Origin of the sequence: Binatus sp. (SeqCode) (assembly GCF_036522015.1) — a bacterium.
Lineage (GTDB): Bacteria > Desulfobacterota > Binatia > Binatales > Binataceae > Binatus.
Map to the genome: position 1 here is coordinate 1 of NZ_DATDGQ010000351.1, position 20925 is coordinate 20925.

A 20925-nucleotide genomic window follows, 5' to 3' on the forward strand; every position below is an offset into this window, starting at 1 on the left:
GATCAAGGAGATGACCTGAGGCTGTACTATGGCGGACGACAACAAGGATCGGCTGGGCAGCAAACTCCATGACGTCGAAAAGGCGCGTGAAGATCAGTGGGCGCGGCAGAGGGACGAAAAGTTGCTCGAGCAAATGCGCGAGCGTTTGCAGAAGCACGTGTGTCCGCAATGCAAGCAGTTCCTGGTGACGAAGACCGAAAACGGAGTGCACTTGCATGCTTGCCCGGACGGCCACGGCGCATGGCTCGACGCGCCGATATTGAAAACAGTTTTGAAGGAGCACAAAGGTTAGCCGCGCGACGATTTAAAGTAAGCGTTGCTTAAGCGAAGACATCCACAGGTGAAGCGATCCTTCTTGACAGCTTTGGTCAGTCCAACTAATCAAGACTCGGTAACATCAAATGTATCTTAATTTTGGCGTGCCGCTGGCCCTTACGATCATCGGGATCGGCTTCGTGGCGCTGATGTTCGGCCTGCAGAAGCTGCTCGCGCCGCAAAATCCGTACGATCGAAAGCTGACTCCGTACGAATGCGGCGAGCCGCCGACCGGCCGCGCGTGGATCAATTTCAACGTTCGCTTTTACCTGATCGCTCTGATTTTCGTGGTGTTCGAAGTCGAAGTTGCGTTCGTTTATCCGATTGCCGCCGTTTACCTGGACTGGGTGCGCTCCGGCCGCCGCTGGTACGCGCTCAGCGAGATTTTAGTTTTTCTAATGATCCTGTTCGTCGGCCTGGTTTACGTTTGGGTCAAGCACGACCTGGAATGGATCAAAAAGGTACCGGTCGAAGAATAGGATCGAGGGTTTTTCTTATGCCCCTGTTGAATACGCTTCCGGATTACGTTTTGACCACCAAGACGGACGAGTTGCTGAACTGGATGCGCAAGTCGAGCATCTGGTACATGCTGTTCGGCCTGGCTTGCTGCGCGATCGAGCTGATGCATACGGGCGGTCCGCGCGCTGACATCGATCGTTTCGGCGCGACGCCGCGCGCGTCGGCGCGCCAGTCGGACTTGATGATCGTCGCGGGCACGCTGACCTTGAAAATGGCGCTCAGGACGCGGTTGCTCTACGACCAGATGCCCGATCCGAGGTACGTCATCTCGATGGGTTCGTGCGCGAGCTGCGGCGGACTTTTCCAGCTTGCCTACTCGGTTTGCGACGGGGTCGATAAAATCCTGCCGGTCGATGTGTACGTGCCCGGATGCCCGCCGCGTCCCGAGGCTCTCACCGAGGGCCTGCTCAAGCTGCAGGAGAAGATGATGACTGAGCGCTGGCTGGTCCGCTCGTCCAACGGCAACGGCAATGGCAAGCAGGTCGCGGCTGCCTGAGTAGATGGAGTCGCTGCAAATACTCGAACGGGTGAAAAACCAGTTCGGCGATCGAATTCTGGAAATCTCCGACCACAAGCCCGATTCGTTCGCCGTGATCGACCCGAAAGCAGTTGTCGAGATCGGTAAATTCATGAACCAGGACCCCGAGCTCGCGATGGACTGCCTTTCCAACGAGACCGGCGTCGATTACAAGGACCGCATCGAGGTGGTCTATCACTTGTTCTCGTACTCGAAGCGGCACACCGCCGTGTTGAAAGTGAAGCTGCCGCGCGACAATCCGAGCGTCGCGACGCTCGAGGGCGTGTGGAAGTCGGCGAACTGGATGGAGCGCGAAATCTTTGATCTCATCGGCGTGAACTTCGAAGGCCATAGCGACATGCGGCGAATCCTCATGCCGGAAGACTGGATCGGCCATCCGCAGCGCAAGGATTTCGTCGAGCCGGCCGAGTATCACGGAATCTCAACCGTCAGGGAGAGCCCGATAATCCGGCTCGATACCAAAAAGAAATGAGCACGCTGCACACCGAAGAAATGACGCTCAACATGGGCCCGCAGCATCCTTCGACGCACGGCGTCCTGCGCTTCGTGGTGCGCGCCGACGGCGAGGTCATGCGCGAGGCGATCCCGGACGTCGGCTACCTCCATCGCTCGATCGAAAAGATCGCGGAGAAGGTCGGCTACCACGGCTTCATGCCGTACACCGATCGCGTCGATTACGTGTGCGCGATGTTTACCAACCAGGGTTGGGGCATGGCGTGCGAGAAGCTCGCGAACATCGAAGTGCCGCATCGCGGCGAGTACTGCCGCGTGATCGCGGCCGAGTTCAATCGAATCGCGTCGCATCTGCTCTCGGTCGGCGCGATGGCGATGGATATCGGCGCGGTGACTCCCTTCACCCATGCGATTCGCGAGCGCGAGATGATCAACGATCTGATCGAGGAGCTGTGTGGCGCGCGGCTCACGTTCAACTACATGCGAATCGGCGGCGTGGCGTGGGATCTGCCTCCCGGATGGCGCGAGAAGGCGCTTGCTTACCTCGATCACTTCGATCCGATCCTCGAGGAATACAACGCGCTGATCTCGTGGAACAAGATTTATATCGAGCGACTGGCGAATGTCGGTGTGATCACCCCGGCCGAGGCGATTAACTACAACCTGGTCGGGCCGAACCTGCGCGCGTGCGGAATCAAGTGGGACATCCGCAAGGATATCCCGTATTCGGTGTATCCCGAGTTCGAGTTCGACGTGCCGATTGGCGACGGGCATTGGGGCAAGCTCGGCGACTCGATGGATCGCTACGTGGTGCGGATTCGCGAGATGGCGGAGTCGTCAAAGATACTGCGCCAGGCGCTGCAGAAGATTCCCGGCGGACCGGTGCTCGCCAAGGTCGCGCGCAATTTCAAGCCGCCCAAAGGCGAATGTCAGATTCGGCTCGAAAGCGGACGCGGCGACATGGGATGGTACGTCGTCAGCGACGGCACCGGCTATCCGTGGCGGGTGCACGTCCGCACCGGGTCGTTCGCGGCGATGGGAATCATCCAGAAGCTGAGCGCGGGCCTGATGATCGCGGACCTCGTCACTCTTATCGCCAGCCTCGACGTGATCGCGCCGGAGATCGATCGCTAATCCTCGATGGATACGCTGGTACAAAATCTGATCGCGTCGGGCGCGTTCGGCAAGAACGCGTCGCCGAGCATGGTCGCAGCGCTCGTCGTGTTCATCATGAGCGCCGTCGTGTTTCTTGGCGTCGCGTTTCCGTTTGCTGGAATCGTTAGCTGGGCCGAGCGGCGAGTGTGGGCGCGAATCCAGTCGCGCGTCGGTCCAAACCGCGTCGGGCCGCAGGGTTTCCTGCAATGGCTGGCCGACGGCGTCAAACACGTCTGCAAGGAAGACATCATTCCCGACGAATCCGACGCTCCCCTGTTCAAGATGGCGCCGTACCTGGTGATGCTCGCGTTCACCCTGCCGTGGGCGGTGATGCCGTTCTCGTCGTCGCTCATACTGGCCGACCTCAACGTGGGCATCCTTTATATGACGTCGGTCACTGCTCTCACCGTGGTCGCCGTGCTGATGGCGGGATGGGCGTCGAATGACAAGTGGTCGTTGATCGGCGGAATCCGGTCGGCGGCGCAGATAGTCAGCTACGAAATACCCGCGGGGCTTTCGATTTTCCCGGTGGTGCTGATGACCGGCACGCTGTCGATGCAGGGAATCATCCGCGCACAAGGCTGGGCGCCGCAGCATTGGTTCCTGTTCGCAAATCCGTTCACCTTCGTCGCGGCCAACATCCTGTATATCTCGGCGCTGGCCGAAGGCAATCGGACGCCGTTCGACCTGCCGGAAGCCGAGTCGGAACTGGTGGCGGGTTTCGCCACTGAGTATAGCGGGATGCGCTACCTGTTCTTCTTCATGGCGGAATGGGGAAACCTGTTTATCATCGGCGCGATAATCGCGACGCTGTTCCTCGGCGGCTGGCAGTTCCCGCATGTGACGAAAAACGTAATCGCGATGAATATCCTTCAGGCGATCACCTTCAACGTCAAAGTACTATTCCTGGTGTTCGTCTCGATGTGGATACGCGCGACGTTGCCCCGAGTCCGCATCGATCAGCTAATGACACTTTGCTGGAAATACTTCGTACCGATCTCGTTTGTGAATATGATCGGAACCGCGGTCTGGGTAGCTATTTGGCCCGACGGCAACTCACTAATGGGCTATATCATGTTGGCGGCGGCGATTGCTCTGGCGGCAGTATTCACTCAGCGGGTTATATACTATCTCAGGCGTTCGCGGATGGAAGTTTACTTCAATCCGACTATATAGAGGCTATTGATGAGCGCGGTTTCTGAATACGTAGGAAATATAAAAGACGCAGTCACGAGTATATTCGAGGGCATGGCGGTGACCGCGTCGCATTTCATGCGCAAGCCGTACACGGTGCAATATCCGGATCGGATGCCGGTGCGCGTGCAGGATACGCTGCCGTTTCGCTATCGCGGGATACTGGAAGTCGATCTGGAAATCTGCACCGGATGCCTGGCGTGCGAGCGCGCGTGTCCTATCGATTGCATCGTGATCGTCGTGGACAAGGACCCGCAAACGCGGCAGATGCTGCTGTCGCAATTCGACATCGACATCGCAAAGTGTATGTACTGCGGGCTCTGCAGCGAGCCATGCCCGACCGGCTCGATCCATCATACGACTGAATTCGAGGGCGCTGACTATTCGCTCGAGAGTTTGATTCGCCGCTTCGTCAAGGATCCGGTGATGGCGTACAAGCCCAAGAAAGGGCCGGAGACCGACACGAGAATCGCGCCGATTCTGAATCGCGGCATGACCTACCTCGATCAATGGGCGCAACCTGGCGGCGAGAAGCCGGCCGAAGAAGAAGAGCCGGCCTAGCGCGCGGCGATCTGCAACGCGGGGAGAGGCGAACAGGTGCTCGCACAGGTAATATTCTATGCGCTGGCCGCATTGACCGTCGGGTCGGCGATGTTAGTAGCGTTCTCGCGCAACATAGTTTATTCGACATTCGCGCTGCTCGGCGCGTTCATGGGTGTAGTAGGTATTTACATTCTGCTCGACGCGGACTTTGTCGCAATGGTCCAGCTACTCGTTTACGTCGGCGGAATATTGGTACTGACTATCTTCGCCGTCATGCTGACGGCGGGAATCGCAGACGTAACAGTATCGAATCGCGCGGTCGGAACCGGCTCGGCGATTTTTACAGTAGGTATCGCCGGCTTGGTGATGTTGTACGCGATTACGCGAACGCAGTGGCATCAGGCGTCGGTAGTCACACCCGCGCCGACGACCTACGCAATCGGAAACGCGTTCCTGGGCGACTACGTGTTGCCGTTCGAAGTCGCGTCGCTGGTGCTGCTGGCGGCACTAATCGGCGCAATCGTAATTTCGCGCCACGAAGCGCGCGAGTAAGGGAGCGGGAGAATCGAAAGAGAATGGGCGGGGGAATAACGCTTAACCATTTCCTGGTGCTCAGCCTGATCGTGTTTTCGCTCGGGCTGTTCACGGTTCTGACGCGCCGCAACGCGATTGGAATCCTGATGGGCGTCGAGTTGATTCTGAATTCCGCCAACATCAACTATCTTGCGTTCGCGTTTTACGGCGGCGGCAAATACGACGGGCAGATTTTTGCGATTTTCGTGATCATGCTGGCGGCTGCGGAGGCGGTGATCGGATTGGCCGTGGTGCTGGCGATTTATCAGAACTTCAAGACGATTGATGTCGATGCGACCGAGACGCTGCGTGGTTAGCTGAGCAACGAAACAATGGATCATTCGATTCCGGTTACGTTCATCCGATTGATCGTTTTGCTGCCGCTGCTGGGCGCGACGATCAATTTTCTGGCCGGCGCGTGGCTGCAGAAGACTTTCGGCAAGCGCGCGATCACTCTCGTTGGATGCGGCGTGGTGCTTGCGGCGTTCATCCTGGCGGCCCGCGCGTTTATCGCGATGCTCCACTTGCCGCCGGAAAACCGCTTCATGCTCGACGACTTGTGGAAGTGGTTCGACGTCGGCGGACTGAATCTCGACATCGCGTTCTGGCTCGATCCGCTGTCGATGATCATGACGCTGATAATCACCGGCGTCGGCGGACTCATTCACATTTATTCGACCGGCTACATGCACGACGACGACGGCTACTGGCGTTTTTTCGGATGGCTCAACCTGTTCACCTTCGCGATGCTGGTGCTGGTGCTGGGCGACAACATGTGGCTGATGTTCGTGGGCTGGGAAGGCGTGGGGCTGTGCTCGTTCGCGCTGATCGGCTTCTGGTACAAGGTGCAGGCGAACTCAACCGCCGGCAACAAAGCGTTCATCGTGAACCGCGTCGGCGACCTCGCGTTCGTGATTGCGCTGTACAGTTTGTTCGCAGGACTGCAGGCGGTTGGGCATCCTACGCTGGTGACCCGCGAGGTCGCGCACTACGCGCCGCTGCTCGCGACCGTGCCGATAAATTTCGCCGGCTATCAGTCGGCACATCAACTGGTCGGCTTCGTCACGCTATTGATGTTCATCGGCGCGACGGGCAAATCCGCGCAGATTCCGCTGTATGTGTGGCTGCCGGACGCGATGGCGGGCCCGACGCCGGTTAGCGCGCTGATCCATGCGGCGACGATGGTTACCGCCGGCGTGTACATGGTGGCGCGGCTGAACTTTTTATTTTCGATGTCGCCGTTCACGATGGGCGTGATCGCGGTCGTCGGCGGGATGACTGCGCTGTTCGCGGCGACGATCGGCATCGCGCAAAACGACATCAAGAAAGTGCTCGCGTACTCGACCGTCAGCCAGCTCGGGTACATGTTCGCGGCGCTGGGCGTCGGCGCATACGCGGCCGGCGTGTTCCATCTGATGACGCATGCGTTCTTCAAGGCGTGCCTGTTCCTCGGTTCGGGTTCGGTGATCCACGCGATGGGCGGCGAGCAGGACATGCGCAAGATGGGCGGCCTGCGGCACAAGATGCCGATAACCTTCTGGACCTTCGTGGCTGCGACCTTTGCGCTCTGCGGCATCTTCCCGTTCGCCGGGTTCTTTTCGAAGGACGAGATCATCTGGCAGGCGTTCTCACACGGGCATTTCGTAGTATGGGCGTTTCTGCTGCTCGGCGCCGGATTCACCGTGTTCTACATGTCGCGCCAGGTGTACATGACTTTCTTCGGCGAATTTCGGGGCACGCACGAACAGGAACATCACCTGCACGAATCGCCGCCGTCGATGTCCTACGTGCTCATCGTGCTCGGTCTGCTTTCGGTCGTTGGCGGATGGCTGAAGTGGCCGGAATTCATGGTCTCGTTCAAGCCGTTCGAGGAATTCCTGGATCCGATCTTCAGTTCAGAGGCCACTCGCCGGGTAACCGAAGCTGGAATACACAGCCACGGCATGGAAGCGGGGTTCGCAATCGTCACAGTTATAGTTGTTGTCGCCGGATGGTACTTCGCCGATTTGATGTACCGGCAGAAGACATTGGATCCCGCGCGCTTTAGCCAGATGTTCGGCGGAGTGCCGTACGAATGGGTATACAACAAATACTACGTCGATGAATTTTACGATCGCGCAGTAGTACAGCCGTACCTATTCGCGACGCGGGCGCTTGCGTGGTTCGATACTAACATCATCGACGGATTCGTGAACCTCGCGGCGCGCGTAATAGTATTCCTGTCGTGGCTGTCCGGACTATTCGACCATTACGTAGTCGATTGGCTGGTGAACTTCGCCTCGAACGTGACATACAACGTCGGTGGCAGGCTGCGGCGGCTGCAAACCGGCTCGATCAACGGATACCTGTACGGAATTCTGGCTGCGGTGATGCTGATACTGCTGGCGCGCGCGGTCGCAAGAGCATGACGCAGTAGCAAGGCAAACGGGAAGAGCGAAACTGAAATGAGTCACGCGCTTACGCTGATAACCTTTGTTCCAATCGCCGGGATGGTGCTGATTCTCGCGCTGCCCGACTCGATGAAGGCCGCATGCAAATGGATCGCGGTGGCGGCGACGATACCGCAACTGCTGATAGCCATTTACCTGTACGAAAACTTCGACACGACGACCAGCGCGGTGCAGTTCGCCGAGAAGGCATCGTGGATGCCGGCCTACCACATTAGCTACTTCATCGGCGCGGACGGCATCAGCATCTCGATGATTCTGCTCACGGCGCTGATCATGTTCATCTCGGTGTTCGCGAGCTTCGGCATCAACCGCGCGGAGAAGGGCTACTACGCGATGCTGTTGATGCTGGACACGGGAATGATGGGCGTGTTCGTGTCGCTCGACTTTTTCCTGTTCTACATTTTCTGGGAAGTGATGCTGCTGCCGATGTATTTTCTGATCGGCATCTGGGGCGGTCCGCGACGCGAGTACGCAGCGATCAAGTTCTTCCTGTACACACTACTCGGTTCGGTACTGATTCTGCTGGCGATGCTCGGACTGTACTACTACTCCGCGACTCCGACCTTTGATCTGACTGAGTTGGCGGCCAATTCAAGTCACTACTCAATCGGGTTCCAGCGAATAGCCTGGATCGCGCTATTCATCGGTTTCGCAATCAAGATTCCGGCATTCCCGTTCCATACCTGGTTGCCAGACGCCCACGTCGAAGCGCCAACAGCCATCTCTGTGATTCTTGCCGGTGTGCTGCTGAAAATGGGCACCTACGGCATTCTGCGCGTCAATTTTGCCGTGCTGCCGGCTGCCAGTTACCAGCTTGCGTGGCTGTTTCTCGGAGTGATCGGCACTATCAACATAGTATATGGCGCGATGTGCGCGATGGCGCAGACTGACTACAAGAAGTTGATTGCATATTCGTCAATCAGCCACATGGGTTACGTAATGCTCGGGCTGGCGGCGTTCACTGCGGCGGGAATCAACGGCGCCGTGCTGCAGATGTTCAATCACGGGACGATCACCGCGATGCTCTTTATCCTGGTCGGCGTGATCTACGATCGCGCGCATCATCGCGAGATAAACGGCTTCGGCGGCTTGGCGCAGCAGATGCCGATATACACGGCGATCACCGGCTTCGCGTTCTTCGCCGGCATGGGACTGCCGGGGATGTCCGCATTCATTTCGGAAGTACTGGTGCTGATCGGCGCATGGCAGACGCATCCTTTGATGGTCGCGTTTGGCGCGGCGACGGCGATCCTCACGGCGGGCTATCTGCTGTGGACGTTCCAGCGAATCTATCTTGGCCCGCTGAACGAGAAGTACAAGGACCTGCCCGATTTGTCGTTTCGCGAGGCGTTCACGTTGGTGCCGCTCGGAATCATTGTGCTGATACTCGGCGTTTATCCGAGCGCGATTTTGAATCTGCTCAATACCTCGCTGGTTCATCTCAACCAGGTTGTGCTCTCGACTTCGGGCGCGGCCGTCGCGATGCTTCACTGAGGCGCGGCAGGAATTAGATGGACCTCGGAAACCTCGCGAGCCTCAGGCTCTTCATGCCGGAAATAGTTCTGGTGGCCGGAATTTTAGCCATCGTGATCATCGACCTGGCGGTGCGCGACAAGTCGCGCCTCGGCGCGTTGGCTCTGATAGTGGCCGCGTTGTCATTGGTGAGGATTGGGCTGGAACCTGCGTCGTCGGGTGCGTGGCTATTCCATCGGATGCTGGTATTCGACTCGTTCGCGATCTATTTTCGCGCGCTGATCGCACTGGCCGCTGTCGTCGCTATCTGGATGTCGATGGGCTCCGAGGAAGTGAAGAACTGCGACCAGGGCGAGTACTACGCGATACTGCTCGCGAGCACGTTCGCGATGTTCCTGATGGCGGAAGCGGCGAACCTGCTGATGGCGTACCTGGCGCTCGAGTTCGTCAGCCTGACCTCGTACATCCTGACGGGTTTTTTGCGGCATAACCGGCGCTCGCTCGAAGCCGCGCTCAAGTATTTGATCTACGGCGGCGTCGCGTCGGGCACGATGATCTACGGGATGAGCTGGATTTTCGGGATCACCGGGTCGCTCGACTTCAACGTAATCAACAAGGCGCTCTCGACGCCGGCGCATCTGCCGGTGCTCGCGGTGTTTATCGCGTTGGTGCTGATCCTGACCGGGATGGGCTACAAGGTGTCGTCGGTGCCGTTTCACATGTGGGCGCCGGACGTTTACACGGGTGCGCCGATTCCGATTACGACTTTCCTCGCGATCGGATCGAAGGCGGCGGGCTTCGCGCTGCTGACGCGATTTTTCTTTCCGGCGATTTCGCATCTGGCGGCCGGCGGAAGCTGGACGGCGCTGGCCGGTGTCGATTGGCCGCAACTTCTGTTGTTCGTTTGTATCATCACGATGACGCTCGGGAATCTTGCGGCGCTGCAGCAGACCAACATGAAGCGGCTGCTGGCGTACTCGAGTATCGCGCAGGCGGGATACGCGCTGATGGGATTCGTCGTGCTGTCGAACGACGGAATTCGCGCGATGCTGTTCTACCTGTTCGCCTACTATGTAATGGATGCGGGCGCGTTCCTGGTCGTGATGATCGTCGCGAACTCGACCGGGCGCGAGGACGTGGAGGCATACCGCGGGCTGGCGTGGCGCGGCGGAATCGTTCCGGCGCTCGCACTGACTATCTTCCTTTTCTCATTGACCGGGATTCCGTTGACGGTTGGATTCATCGGGAAGTTCTATTTGTTCGCGGCGGTGATTAAAGGTCAGTTCTACATACTGGCTATTGTCGGAATACTCAATTCGGTAGTGTCTTTGTATTACTACCTGAAGCCGATTCGGATCATGTTCTTCGAGCAGCCGCGCGGCGACGAGGGAACGGTGCGCTTCGAGGCATGGAATTACGGGCTGATGGGAGTGCTGGCCTGCGCGACGATCGTGTTTGGATTGTACTGGTCGCCGATTATATCGTTCGCGAATCGGTCGTTGAGTTTTTTCACTGGGCCGACCTGAGCCAGCAACCTAACCCCTAACCCCTTCCCGAGCGGGAAGGGGAACCGGATTGTAAGAAAAAAAGTTATTCGAAGACAATTGTTCGGTTGTGATGCAGCAGGACCTGTTTTCTCAGGTGGGCTCTCACGGCTTTCGCCAGGACCATCACTTCCAGATCCTTGCCCTTGCGCGCGAGGTCGGCGACCGTGTCACGATGGGTCATCGGGGCGGTGGCTTGCGCGATTATCGGGCCTGCGTCGAGTTCTTCAGTTACATAGTGGGCGGTTGCGCCGATCAGTTTGACGCCGCGGTCGTGTGCCTGCTTGTGCGGACGCTGGCCGGCGAAGGCGGGCAGGAAGCTGTGGTGAATGTTGACGATCGGCTTGCTCCACGCATGAAGAAATTCGCCCGACAGCACCTGCATGTAGCGCGCGAGGACGACGGTGTCCGCGCGTGACTCGCGCAGGTACTTCAGGAGGGCAGCCTCGGACTCTGCCTTGCGATCTTTCGGGACTGGAATCACACTGAACGGAACTTCAAACGGGCGCACCAGCGATTCGAGGTCGGGATGATTGCTGACGACACCGACTACGTCGCCGTCGAGCTCGCCGACGTGATGGCGGCTCAGCAGGTCCATCATGCAGTGCGGCAGGCGCGAGACCAGGATGACGATGCGATCGCGTCTAGCGGCGTCGAACAACGCCCACTTGAGGCGCTCCCACGGCAACAACGACGTCATCGAGGCGTCGAGTTCATTCGACAGCTCGCTTACCGGCAGTCGGATGCTTTCGAAGTGGATGCGCCAGAAGAAATGGCCGTCCTCGTCGTCGGAGTACTGGTCGGAGGTGATAATATTGCAGCCGAGAGTGAACAGGTGGCTGGCGACTCGGGCTATGATGCCGGGGCGGTCGATGCATGAGATGAGTAGGGTAGCTTTGCCTGCGGCCACGCTGATTACTCCCAAGACGAATAGTAACTTAGGATTGTAGTGTCCACTCGTGCAAACAAACAGACCGATGGCGCCGGAATTTTGTACGTGGTCGCGACGCCGATCGGAAATCCCGACGACATTTCGGCGCGCGCCATTCGCACACTCGCCGAGGTCAACCTGATTGCATGCGAGGACACTCGGCGGACCGGGCAGATACTCGCGCGTCATCAGATTGGTACGCCGACCGTCAGCCATTACGAGCATAACGAGGAGCGGCGGGTGCCGGAGCTGGTTACGAGGCTGAAGGCGGGCGAGAAAATCGCGCTGGTCACCGATGCGGGCACGCCTGCCATTTCCGATCCGGGATTTCGGCTGGTGCGAGCGGCGCTGGAAGCGAACGTACGCGTGATTGCGGTGCCGGGAGCGTCGGCGGCGATCGCGGCGCTTTCGATTGCCGGAATCCCGACCGACAGGTTCACCTTCGAGGGATTTGTGCCGTCGCGCGACGCGGCGCGGGGTAAGGCTTTAGACGATCTGCGTCGTGAGCCGCGCACCATGGTTTTCTATGAGGCGGCGCGCCGGCTGGCGGATACGCTGGCCGCGATGGCGACCGCATTTGGCGAATCGCGTGACGCGGCGGTCGTCTGCGAAATCACCAAGACGTACGAAAGGACAATCCGCGGAACGCTCGGCGCGCTGGAACGGGCTTTTCGCGCGACGCCGGCCCTCGGCGAGATCGTGATCGTCGTCGCCGGCGCGGCACAGCAGACGGACGCCGGAGACGCCGCGATCGATGTGCATGAGGCGCTCGAAGTTCTGCGCGAGGCCGGACTCGGGCTCAAACAGGCGAGCGCTATCGTCGCACGGCTGACTGGCAAAGGCCGTCGCGAAGTGTATCAGGATGCGCTCAAGTCGCGCGATGACGACTCCAGTGATGACTGACCGGTGGATACGTTTCGATGCTCGCGCTTGCAGTCGCATTAAGGGTGCGGTTCAATGAAAAGTGGGAGTGGTGCGGGATGGCGACGAGGATAACGGCTCGGCAAAAGGCTGGCGAAGCCGCTTTGGGTGGCTCGGGCGGATCGATAGCCGTGCTGGTGATTCATGGACCCAATCTCAATCTGCTGGGCGAACGCGAGCCGGAAGTTTACGGCAGGACCCGGCTGGCCGATATCGACAATGAACTCAAGCGGCTGGGACGCGAACTTGAAATGAAGGTCGAAACCTTTCAGTCGAACAGCGAAGGCGGGATCGTCGATCGGATTCAGAAGGCCCGCGGCAAGTGCGACGTACTGTTGATCAATCCCGGCGCGTATACGCACACCAGCGTTGCGATCCGCGACGCGATCGCGGCCGTGAGTATTCCGGTGATCGAAGTGCATCTGTCCAATGTGTATCGGCGCGAGCCGTTTCGGCATCATTCGACGATCGCGGATATCGCGCACGGCCGAATCATGGGATTTGGCGCCGAGAGCTACAGCCTGGCTCTCAGAGCGGCGCGCACTATAGCCGGGGAGTCGCGCCGACGGAGCGGTTAACGCCATGGCGGGCAACCAACCAGAGCGGAGGCGAGCCGCGATTGCAGCACGACACGGAGACGGGATGGAAGTACGCGAACTAAAGACCCTGCTGGTCCTGATGCGTGACTACGGGCTGGTCGAACTCGAAATCGAGGACAAGAAGGGCAAGGTGCGGCTGGTGCGCGGCGGCGGTCGCGCGTCGGTGGATCAGACCGAGTCCGGCTCGGAGGCGCATGTCGCGGCGCGTGCCGCCTCTCCCATCAAAATGGCGACTCGGCACGTCGAGGCGACCGCGGAAGAAGGCGCGAAGGCGGCGGGCAAAATAGATCTCGCGCCGAATCAGAAGTTGATCGAAAGCCCGATGGTGGGCACGTTTTATCGCGCCGCCTCGCCCGACGCGACGCCGTTCGTCGAAGAAGGATCGTCGGTGCGCAAGGGCCAGCCGCTGTGCATCATCGAGGCGATGAAGATGATGAACGAGATCGAATCGCCGGCCGCGGGGCGCGTGATAAGAATCCTCGCGGAGAATGGAAATCCCATAGAGTACGGTCAACCCTTGATGATCCTCGAAGTGATTTGAAAGGGCGGAGCGTTCGCCGATGTTCAAAAAACTGCTGGTAGCAAATCGCGGGACAATCGCAATCCGGATAATTCGCGCATGCCGCGAGCTGGGAATTTCGACCGTCGCGGTTTACTCGACAGCCGACAAGAACGCGCTGCACGTGCGGATGGCCGACGAGTCGGTCTGCATCGGGCCGCCGGCGGCTGAAGACAGCTACCTCAATATCCCGGCGATCCTCAGCGCCGCGACGACCTTCGGCGCCGATGCGGTGCATCCGGGGTACGGCTTCCTTTCCGAGAACGGGGACTTCGCGGAGGCGTGCCAGCGGTCGGGGCTGAACTTCGTCGGTCCTCGGGCGCGTCATATCAGGCTGATGGGCGATAAGCCGCGCGCGCGGCGCATCATGAAGCGCGCCGGCGTCCCGTGCCTGCCGGGCAGCGAGGGTACCGGCGTCACCGAGCTGCGCGAGGCGCAAGCGGATGCGAAACGACTCGGCTACCCGGTGCTGATCAAGGCGGCTGCGGGCGGCGGTGGCAAGGGGATGCGAGTTGCTCGCGATCTTACCGAGCTGACGCGGCTGTTCCCGCTGGCGCAGGGCGAATCCGAGGCTTCGTTCAGCTCGAAAAAGATGTACCTGGAGAAATATCTGGAGCGCGCGCGTCACGTCGAGTTTCAGATTCTTGCCGACTTGCAACGCAACGCGATTCATCTGGGCGAGCGCGACTGTTCGATTCAGCGCCGTCATCAGAAGGTGATCGAGGAATCGCCGTGTCCGATTCTTACTTCGCGGATGCGCGAGAAGATGGGCAAGGCGGCGGTGCGCGCCGCCGAAGTCGTCGGCTATTCGAACGTCGGCACCGTGGAATTTCTGCTCGCCGGCAGCGGCGAATTTTATTTTATCGAGATGAACACGCGCATCCAGGTCGAGCACGGCGTCACCGAGATGGTCACGGGCGTTGACCTGGTGAAAGAAAGTATCAAGATGGCGATGGGCGAGAAGCTCGCGCTGAAGCAGCGGAATGTGAAGTTCGAGGGCGCCTCGATGGAGTTTCGCATCTACGCCGAAGATCCCGAGCGGGGCATTCCGTCGCCGGGCGTCGTGACCAATCATCATACTCCCGGCGGATTGGGCGTGCGGGTCGAGACTGCGCTCTACGACGGCTATCGCGTGCCGGTGCAATACGATCCGCTCATCGCGAAGTTGATTGTGCATGCCGAGACGCGGGTCGAAGTAATCGCGCGCGCCAAGGCGGCGCTGCGCGAGTACGTAGTCGACGGCATCAAGACCAACATTCCGTTGCATCTGAAGATTCTGCACGATCCGGATTTCAACCGCGGCGAATTTTCGACTGATTTCCTGAGCCGCTACGAACCGGCCCATCGCGAAGCGGCGCCGCAGGTAAGCAAGGCCTCTTGACCGCAACGTTCCGCGCCATAATTGATAGAGTGTCGGTTCGAGGCGCGAAAGCCTCGTCCGCGAATCCACATGACTAACTTGAGAACAATGAAACGAGCACTTCTGGCACTGATGATTGGATTGATCACGAGCGCGCCGGCGTTCGCGCAGGACAGCAGCATGAATCCGCTGATTCCCGGCGGCAACAGCGCGCCTCCCGGCCATGCGCCCAAGGCAGTGTCTTCGGATGCTCTGTACGATTTCGGCAGCGCGCTCGAAGGCACGATGGTCAAGCATACCTTTACGATCAAGAACACCGGCCAGGGCTACCTGGACATTCAAGGCGTGAAGACTTCGTGCGGATGCACGACCGGAGACCCCTCGAAGATGCATGTGGCGCCCGGCGATACCAGCGATATCGCGGTCGCCTTCGATACGCACTTCCAGAAGGGGCACCAGGTCCGCACGATTACCGTGGCCACCAATGATCCCGACAATCCGCGGTTAGCGCTGACGGTGCAGGGGATCGTCAAAAAGCAGGTCGAGGCGGTGCCGGGCGAAATCGCGTTCGGCGACGTCAAGCGCGGAACCGAAGGCACCAAGGAGCTGTTGGTCAACGATCTGAATCCGGGGCGTGGGACGTTCTCGGTCGGCCCGCTCAGCAACTCGAACTCGTCGATCAAGGTGGACCAGGAAAAGCGTCCCGACGGCAAGCCCGGCGCGCTGTTGAAAGTCTCGCTGCTCAAGACGATGCCGGTCGGGCCGTTCGACGACACGATTAAGATCATGACCAATCGCGTCCCGCTGCAGGTTGACGTGTTCGGAACTGTGACGGGCGATTTGAATATTGATCCGGCGCAGGTCTCGTTCGGGATTGTGCCGCGCGGCCAGGACATCGTGAGATTTTTCAAGCTGAGCAACCAGGGACCGCATCCAGTAAAGGTACTCGACGTCGCCAGCAGCAGCCCGGCCGTCGCCGCTACTGCTGAGCCGGTCACGCCAGGCAAGGAATACAAGGTGACCGTCACCCTGCGGCATGGCACCCCGGACGGGCAACTGCGCGGGAACCTGACGATAAAGACCGACGACCCCGATCAGGCGACGCTGAACGTCCCGTTCTACGCGATAGTAGGCCAGTTCAAAACCTGATCTTTTCTCTTATCCGGTCCCCCTCTCCTGAAGGGAGAGGGGTTAGTGGGAGAGGTTCCACTAACGCCGCAGGATCGTTGTTTCGCACCGTCCGCCATTCCTATATTCATTCAGGGCATGGTTCGCGGCTTCAGAGAGTCGCGAATTCTGCGAGACTGAGAAACTGAAATGGCTCGGCGCGAAAAATCGGGGATCATTTCCTGGCTGCTGGACCGGATGAGCGATTGGGCCGTCGGTCTGCTCACCAAACCAATAAAGAGTTACGCGCTTCACATCCCGAACGACATTGCCGCGCTCAAGCGTCATATTCGCAAAGGCGATGTGATTTTGGTCGAGGGAAACGAGCGCATCAGTGAATGCATCAAGTATCTGACGCAAAGCTCATGGTCGCATTCGGCGCTGTACGTCGGTGACGAACCGATTCGGCGCAATCCCGAAATGAAGGCGCCGCTGGTCTCGCAATTCGCCGAGGAGGCGAACTTCCTGATAGTCGAGGCGATCGTCGAGGCGGGCGTCGTGCTCTCGCCGCTAAGCAAGTATCGCGATTTCAATATCCGCGTATGCCGCCCGTTCAACCTGTCGTCGGCGGATCTTGCCGACGTGATGGACGAGGCGCTTCGCAGTGTGGGCAATACCTACGACCTGCGCAACGTGATCGATCTTGCGCGCTACTTTCTGCCGGTGAGCCTGGTGCCCGCGCGTTTTCGCCGCCAGGCGCTGCAGTTCGGCAGCGGTGAGCCGACGCGCGTCATCTGTTCGAGCGTGATCGCGTCATCGTTTCATCGCGTGAAGTTTCCGATCGTGCCGAACTACGAGCACCTGCCCACTCCGGCGACACCGCCGGCTCCGCCCAAGCGCAAGCTGTGGCCGATAGGCTCGAAGGCGACGACCGGAGCGCTGCAATACGGCGCGCTCAGGATGGTCTCGCCGACGCTGGTCACGCCGCGCGACTTCGATTTGTCGCCCTATTTCGAGATAATCAAATTCAATATCATCGAGAACATGCGTTTCGATTACCACAAGATTTTGTGGGCCGGCGACGCGCCGCCCGCGCCGGTGAAGAAGGGCGCGTAGCGGCGGAACATCAGCATCAGGGGAGCGTCCATTGAACAACGAAAACGAACAAGCGCACGCAAGTGGCCGGCGCGAACTTCTCGAAAAGACGATCGCGAAAATTCTGCATCGCCATTGCAACTTCGGATGGGCCAACTACTACATCCCAAGCGAAAAATTCCCGAGCCTGATCGAGGAGCTGGTCGAAGTGATGAGCCCCGGCGGCCAGGCCGGCCACGACGAACTGGTGCAATTCTTCCTCGGCGTCCAGCGCCTCACTTCGATCCAGGAACGCGTCGCGAAACTCGAGCAGGAATTTTCAGTCTACAAACGCGGCTGACACATCTTTTTTTGGTCTGATCATTGTGTCATCCCGAGCGAAGCCGAGGGACCCCGGATCTTTCTCAACGCGAACCAGCGCACCCCAACCACGGCGCGAGCGTTATGCACGCCGGACGATCCGTGCGATTCGCACAGATATCACACACACTTCGACCTGCGATCACCTCTCTTGAGCCACGGTTGAGGGTGCGTCGGCCAGCACCGCAAAAAATCCGGGGTCCCTCGGCTACGCTCGGGATGACACGAGGAAAAAAGACGACACGCGAAACTTCAGTGCAGCTCAGCCTTCAGCGCCGTCAGTTCCGCTGCGTCGGCTGATGCCTCCTGAACCAGATTCCCCGGGAAGCGATCGTGCAATGGGCTCAGACTCGAACCTATCTGCACGACGCGATGCGCCATCCGCGCGACCGCGCCGAACGGCGCCGGCACCAGCTCTGCCGCGTCGCGGAACTCGGCCAGGCTCGCGTCGTCCCATCCGAGCAGGCCGCTCAGGAACATATAGATCGGTAGCGATCCGATCAGGCTGAAGAGCACGACGATCCATCCGCTGCCGGCGTGGCCGGGTCCTTGCCACACCCCGAGTGCGAACCCGCGAAGGATCACGTAGTTGCCAACTGCCGCCAGCGCGGGGTTGACCAGCGTCTGCCAGATACTGAGCGACGGCCATGCGACGAGATAACCCATCAGCGGCCACGCCACGATCGATCGCAGTATCGACGAGATCAAAAACGCGAAGAAGACACCCTCGAAGCCGTACCATTGCAGCATGTACCAGGTCAGGATGACGCGGCTCACGTGCTCGAGCAGTGAGGTCCAGGTGAACGTCCCCGTGCGTCCGACCCCTTGGAAGACCTGGTCGGGCAGGCGCGTGCTGAAGTCAGCGAGCCGCCATAGATGCATCAGCCACATGACAGTCGCCGCGCGCACGAACTGCGGCGGCAGCAGGCCCTTGATGAAAACGTCGGAGAACGCGATGAACGTCCCGCCCAGCATCGACGACACCATGATTCCCCAGCGCAGGCCCTGGTCCAGGTAGCGCCGCGTCAACGCCATTTTGGCCTGCGAGTAGCTCTCGGAGATCGACGGCATCAGCGTCGTGAAAATGTACGCGCCGGTTTCGAGATAGCCGAACGAGAAGGCGAAGGTGAGCAGGAAAATTTCGTTGAGCTCGAGAAAGTCGGGCAGCAGAATCGCCATCATCACCGGCACCAGTCCCCAACTGACTGCGACTGCGGCCTGCCCACCGGTGAGCTTCACGCCATAGACGATCGATTTCTTGATCGTCTCGCGGTCGAAATGCGCGAGGAAGATCGTCACGAGGTTGAAGCCCATCTTTTCGTAAAAAATCGCGCAGAATAGGCCCATCAGCAGGTTGGCGATAACGCCGCCGATCGCGAATCCGAAAACCACGCCCATCCCTTCGCCGAACACCGGATGCATCAGGCCCCAGTGACGCATGTACACGCCGCAGATCATCTGCACGACGGGATTCAGCACGTAGGTGAGAACGATCAGCAGTTGCGCGTAGTCGAAACGCTGCAGCGCGCGAAACAACGAGAAGAAAATCGAGATGAAGCCGGGGAACTGGATCAGCGTGTGCAATACGACGAACCACGCCAGGTACGCGACCGGTGTATGCGGCAGCCACGCCGCGGCGGCCAATCCCAGCGCGGCGATTTGGAACATTCCGGCGATCGCGTGGAACCAGATGAAGAACTGCGCGAAGGTGATCGCGCGGGCCGGGTCGGTCAGGCGATACTCGGCGAAATATTTCACCATCGCCTGGCTCGTGCCGAGATCGAGCAGGGTGAAAAAAATCAGCATGAACTGCGTAACGGCCGCCCACGCCCCGCGCGCCTCGAGAAACGGATTGACGAAGTTGCGCTCGATGTAAAATGTGACGGCGAAGTTGAACGGGATCATGATCATCAGCGACAGCAGGTAGTTGTAGAAGAAGCCGCTGAGCGGTCGATGGAACCCGACGATCTCCCATCGCGGATCGCCGCGCGCAGTGTCACTTCCGCTCGTTGCCGGCGCTGCTGGAGCTGCCGCGGCGGCGCCGAGCGATGCAGGCTGCGGCTTTGCGGATGACGTCGAGCGGTAAAAGTGCTCGAGCAACTCGGGATGGCGCAGGCTGTAGCGGCGCACGACTACGTACGCGATGACGAACATCGCGAACGTCGCAAAGACCAGCGCAGCGAGGATCCTGACTTGCGCGCGATCCGGCACCGGCGACGCGATCCAGTCGCCGTACGAGACGGCCGGCGCCCCCGCCGCCGTGCGCGACATCGCGTACAGCAGCCAGTTGAAATACGGCCAGCGCTGGAAGTCGTAATTCTCCGCGCCCTCGATTCCCTGCAGCATCGTCAGCATGCTCGCGATGCGCGCGCGCTGGTCGCCGTTGCGCAGCCATTCGTTGAGCACGTAGATGGTGCCCTTGCCCGAATGGATGCGGATCAGGATCGGTGTCGCAGGCGCGACCGGGTCGCGCGGATTGGTCCTGACCAGAATCTCGGCGCTGTTCACCGCCAGGAGCGACCGCTCATGCACCCGCACCGCCGACAGCCAACTGATGTTGCGCGCGAGCGGGTCGGCTTTCGGACCAACCCAGTTGACGACCGCGGCCAGGCGCTCGAGTTCGCGGTCGTGAGTCGCGCCGTGCGCGACATCAACGATACCAGTCTGCTTGATCGCGCCATTGGTGAACGACGCGAGCGCGGCTGGATCGGTATGCCGTCCGAGAATTAGCACGACGCCCATGCCGGAGGCGACACGCGCCTTGAGCGCTTCGAGCTCGGGGCCGGTAGCAGGTAGATTGTCCTGGTAAACGGCAGTCGCAGCGTCGCCGAGATTGGCGACGCGATGCGTACTCGGATCGAGCATCAGGCGCGTGCGGACGAGATCTTCGGTCCCGGAATAGTAAATGTTGAATTGCGACGCGGCCGCTTGCGCGAGAGCGGGAATGAGAAGTGCGATCAATAGCGCGGAAATGGTCCGCGCGAGACTTTTGGCGGATACTGACTCCGTCACGAACCGATACCGCAATGCGCTCTCCGAATCGAACTGGATTCAACGGCCGGTTGATACTACAAGGTTTTGTGGCTGCTTGACGAACGCAATCTCGGATGGAGGCGGATTCCATGGACGCTCTTGAAGCGATTCTCTCTCGCAAGGTGCAGCGCACGTTCGCGGACAAACCGGTCGAGCGTGATAAACTCGCGAAGATCGTCGATGCGGGGCGCCATGCGATGAGC

General features: G+C 59.7%; 21 protein-coding genes. 19 read left to right on the forward strand and 2 right to left on the reverse strand.

What is annotated here, in order from left to right; genetic code table 11:
- Positions 1-28: 28 nt before the first annotated feature.
- From VIW95_RS14835 to VIW95_RS14890, 12 genes are all read left to right on the forward strand, one after another.
- Positions 29-292 (forward strand): zf-TFIIB domain-containing protein, encoded by a 264-nt coding sequence (locus VIW95_RS14835; protein WP_331587896.1) that lies wholly within the window; start codon positions 29-31, stop codon positions 290-292.
- Between the two features lie 109 nt (positions 293-401).
- Positions 402-794 (forward strand): NADH-quinone oxidoreductase subunit A, encoded by a 393-nt coding sequence (locus tag VIW95_RS14840; RefSeq protein WP_331587898.1) that lies wholly within the window; start codon positions 402-404, stop codon positions 792-794.
- Between the two features lie 17 nt (positions 795-811).
- Positions 812-1330 (forward strand): NADH-quinone oxidoreductase subunit NuoB, encoded by a 519-nt coding sequence (locus VIW95_RS14845; protein ID WP_331587900.1) that lies wholly within the window; start codon positions 812-814, stop codon positions 1328-1330.
- A gap of 4 nt (positions 1331-1334) precedes the next feature.
- Positions 1335-1844, forward strand: coding sequence for an NADH-quinone oxidoreductase subunit C (locus VIW95_RS14850; RefSeq protein WP_331587902.1), 510 nt, complete (start codon positions 1335-1337; stop codon positions 1842-1844).
- Positions 1841-2959 (forward strand): NADPH-quinone oxidoreductase, encoded by a 1119-nt coding sequence (locus VIW95_RS14855; RefSeq protein WP_331587904.1) that lies wholly within the window; start codon positions 1841-1843, stop codon positions 2957-2959. Before VIW95_RS14850 ends, VIW95_RS14855 begins: the two co-directional genes overlap by 4 nt.
- Before the next feature lie 6 nt (positions 2960-2965).
- On the forward strand, positions 2966-4156 hold the full coding sequence (nuoH, locus tag VIW95_RS14860) for an NADH-quinone oxidoreductase subunit NuoH (protein ID WP_331587906.1): 1191 nt from the start codon (positions 2966-2968) through the stop codon (positions 4154-4156).
- Between the two features lie 9 nt (positions 4157-4165).
- Positions 4166-4735 (forward strand): 4Fe-4S binding protein, encoded by a 570-nt coding sequence (locus tag VIW95_RS14865; RefSeq protein WP_331587908.1) that lies wholly within the window; start codon positions 4166-4168, stop codon positions 4733-4735.
- 36 nt (positions 4736-4771) lie between these two features.
- Positions 4772-5269 (forward strand): NADH-quinone oxidoreductase subunit J, encoded by a 498-nt coding sequence (locus VIW95_RS14870; RefSeq protein WP_331587910.1) that lies wholly within the window; start codon positions 4772-4774, stop codon positions 5267-5269.
- A 23-nt stretch (positions 5270-5292) separates the two neighbouring features.
- Positions 5293-5607 carry an NADH-quinone oxidoreductase subunit NuoK gene (gene nuoK, locus VIW95_RS14875; RefSeq protein ID WP_324095932.1) on the forward strand — a complete coding sequence of 105 codons (315 nt, stop codon included), beginning with the start codon at positions 5293-5295 and terminating at the stop codon, positions 5605-5607.
- A 15-nt stretch (positions 5608-5622) separates the two neighbouring features.
- On the forward strand, positions 5623-7698 hold the full coding sequence (gene nuoL / locus VIW95_RS14880) for an NADH-quinone oxidoreductase subunit L (protein WP_331587915.1): 2076 nt from the start codon (positions 5623-5625) through the stop codon (positions 7696-7698).
- Between the two features lie 36 nt (positions 7699-7734).
- The gene (locus tag VIW95_RS14885; RefSeq protein ID WP_331587917.1) at positions 7735-9234 is read left to right on the forward strand and encodes an NADH-quinone oxidoreductase subunit M; all 1500 of its coding nucleotides are present in this window, start codon (positions 7735-7737) and stop codon (positions 9232-9234) included.
- Positions 9235-9251: 17 nt separating this feature from the next.
- Complete coding sequence (locus VIW95_RS14890; RefSeq protein WP_331587919.1) at positions 9252-10739, forward strand: NADH-quinone oxidoreductase subunit N; 1488 nt, start codon at positions 9252-9254, stop codon at positions 10737-10739.
- 64 nt (positions 10740-10803) lie between these two features.
- Here VIW95_RS14890 and purU read toward each other — a convergent pair whose 3' ends face one another.
- Positions 10804-11667 carry a formyltetrahydrofolate deformylase gene (gene purU / locus VIW95_RS14895; protein WP_331587922.1) on the reverse strand — a complete coding sequence of 288 codons (864 nt, stop codon included), beginning with the start codon at positions 11665-11667 and terminating at the stop codon, positions 10804-10806.
- Between the two features lie 39 nt (positions 11668-11706).
- On the opposite strand from purU, the gene rsmI reads away from it, so the two are divergent.
- From rsmI to VIW95_RS14930, 7 genes are all read left to right on the forward strand, one after another.
- Complete coding sequence (gene rsmI, locus VIW95_RS14900) at positions 11707-12591, forward strand: 16S rRNA (cytidine(1402)-2'-O)-methyltransferase (RefSeq protein WP_331587924.1); 885 nt, start codon at positions 11707-11709, stop codon at positions 12589-12591.
- Positions 12592-12734: 143 nt separating this feature from the next.
- Positions 12735-13187 carry a type II 3-dehydroquinate dehydratase gene (gene aroQ, locus VIW95_RS14905; protein WP_349259333.1) on the forward strand — a complete coding sequence of 151 codons (453 nt, stop codon included), beginning with the start codon at positions 12735-12737 and terminating at the stop codon, positions 13185-13187.
- A gap of 64 nt (positions 13188-13251) precedes the next feature.
- The gene (gene accB, locus VIW95_RS14910; RefSeq protein ID WP_331587927.1) at positions 13252-13749 is read left to right on the forward strand and encodes an acetyl-CoA carboxylase biotin carboxyl carrier protein; all 498 of its coding nucleotides are present in this window, start codon (positions 13252-13254) and stop codon (positions 13747-13749) included.
- A 19-nt stretch (positions 13750-13768) separates the two neighbouring features.
- On the forward strand, positions 13769-15148 hold the full coding sequence (accC, locus tag VIW95_RS14915) for an acetyl-CoA carboxylase biotin carboxylase subunit (protein ID WP_331587929.1): 1380 nt from the start codon (positions 13769-13771) through the stop codon (positions 15146-15148).
- Between the two features lie 87 nt (positions 15149-15235).
- A complete protein-coding gene (locus VIW95_RS14920; protein ID WP_331587931.1) occupies positions 15236-16276 on the forward strand; it encodes a DUF1573 domain-containing protein in 1041 nt (346 codons plus the stop codon).
- Between the two features lie 168 nt (positions 16277-16444).
- The gene (locus VIW95_RS14925; RefSeq protein ID WP_331587933.1) at positions 16445-17350 is read left to right on the forward strand and encodes a YiiX/YebB-like N1pC/P60 family cysteine hydrolase; all 906 of its coding nucleotides are present in this window, start codon (positions 16445-16447) and stop codon (positions 17348-17350) included.
- Positions 17351-17381: 31 nt separating this feature from the next.
- The gene (locus VIW95_RS14930) at positions 17382-17669 is read left to right on the forward strand and encodes a hypothetical protein (RefSeq protein WP_331587935.1); all 288 of its coding nucleotides are present in this window, start codon (positions 17382-17384) and stop codon (positions 17667-17669) included.
- A gap of 272 nt (positions 17670-17941) precedes the next feature.
- Here VIW95_RS14930 and VIW95_RS14935 read toward each other — a convergent pair whose 3' ends face one another.
- Positions 17942-20650 (reverse strand): lipopolysaccharide biosynthesis protein, encoded by a 2709-nt coding sequence (locus VIW95_RS14935; RefSeq protein WP_331587937.1) that lies wholly within the window; start codon positions 20648-20650, stop codon positions 17942-17944.
- Positions 20651-20925: the final 275 nt, after the last annotated feature.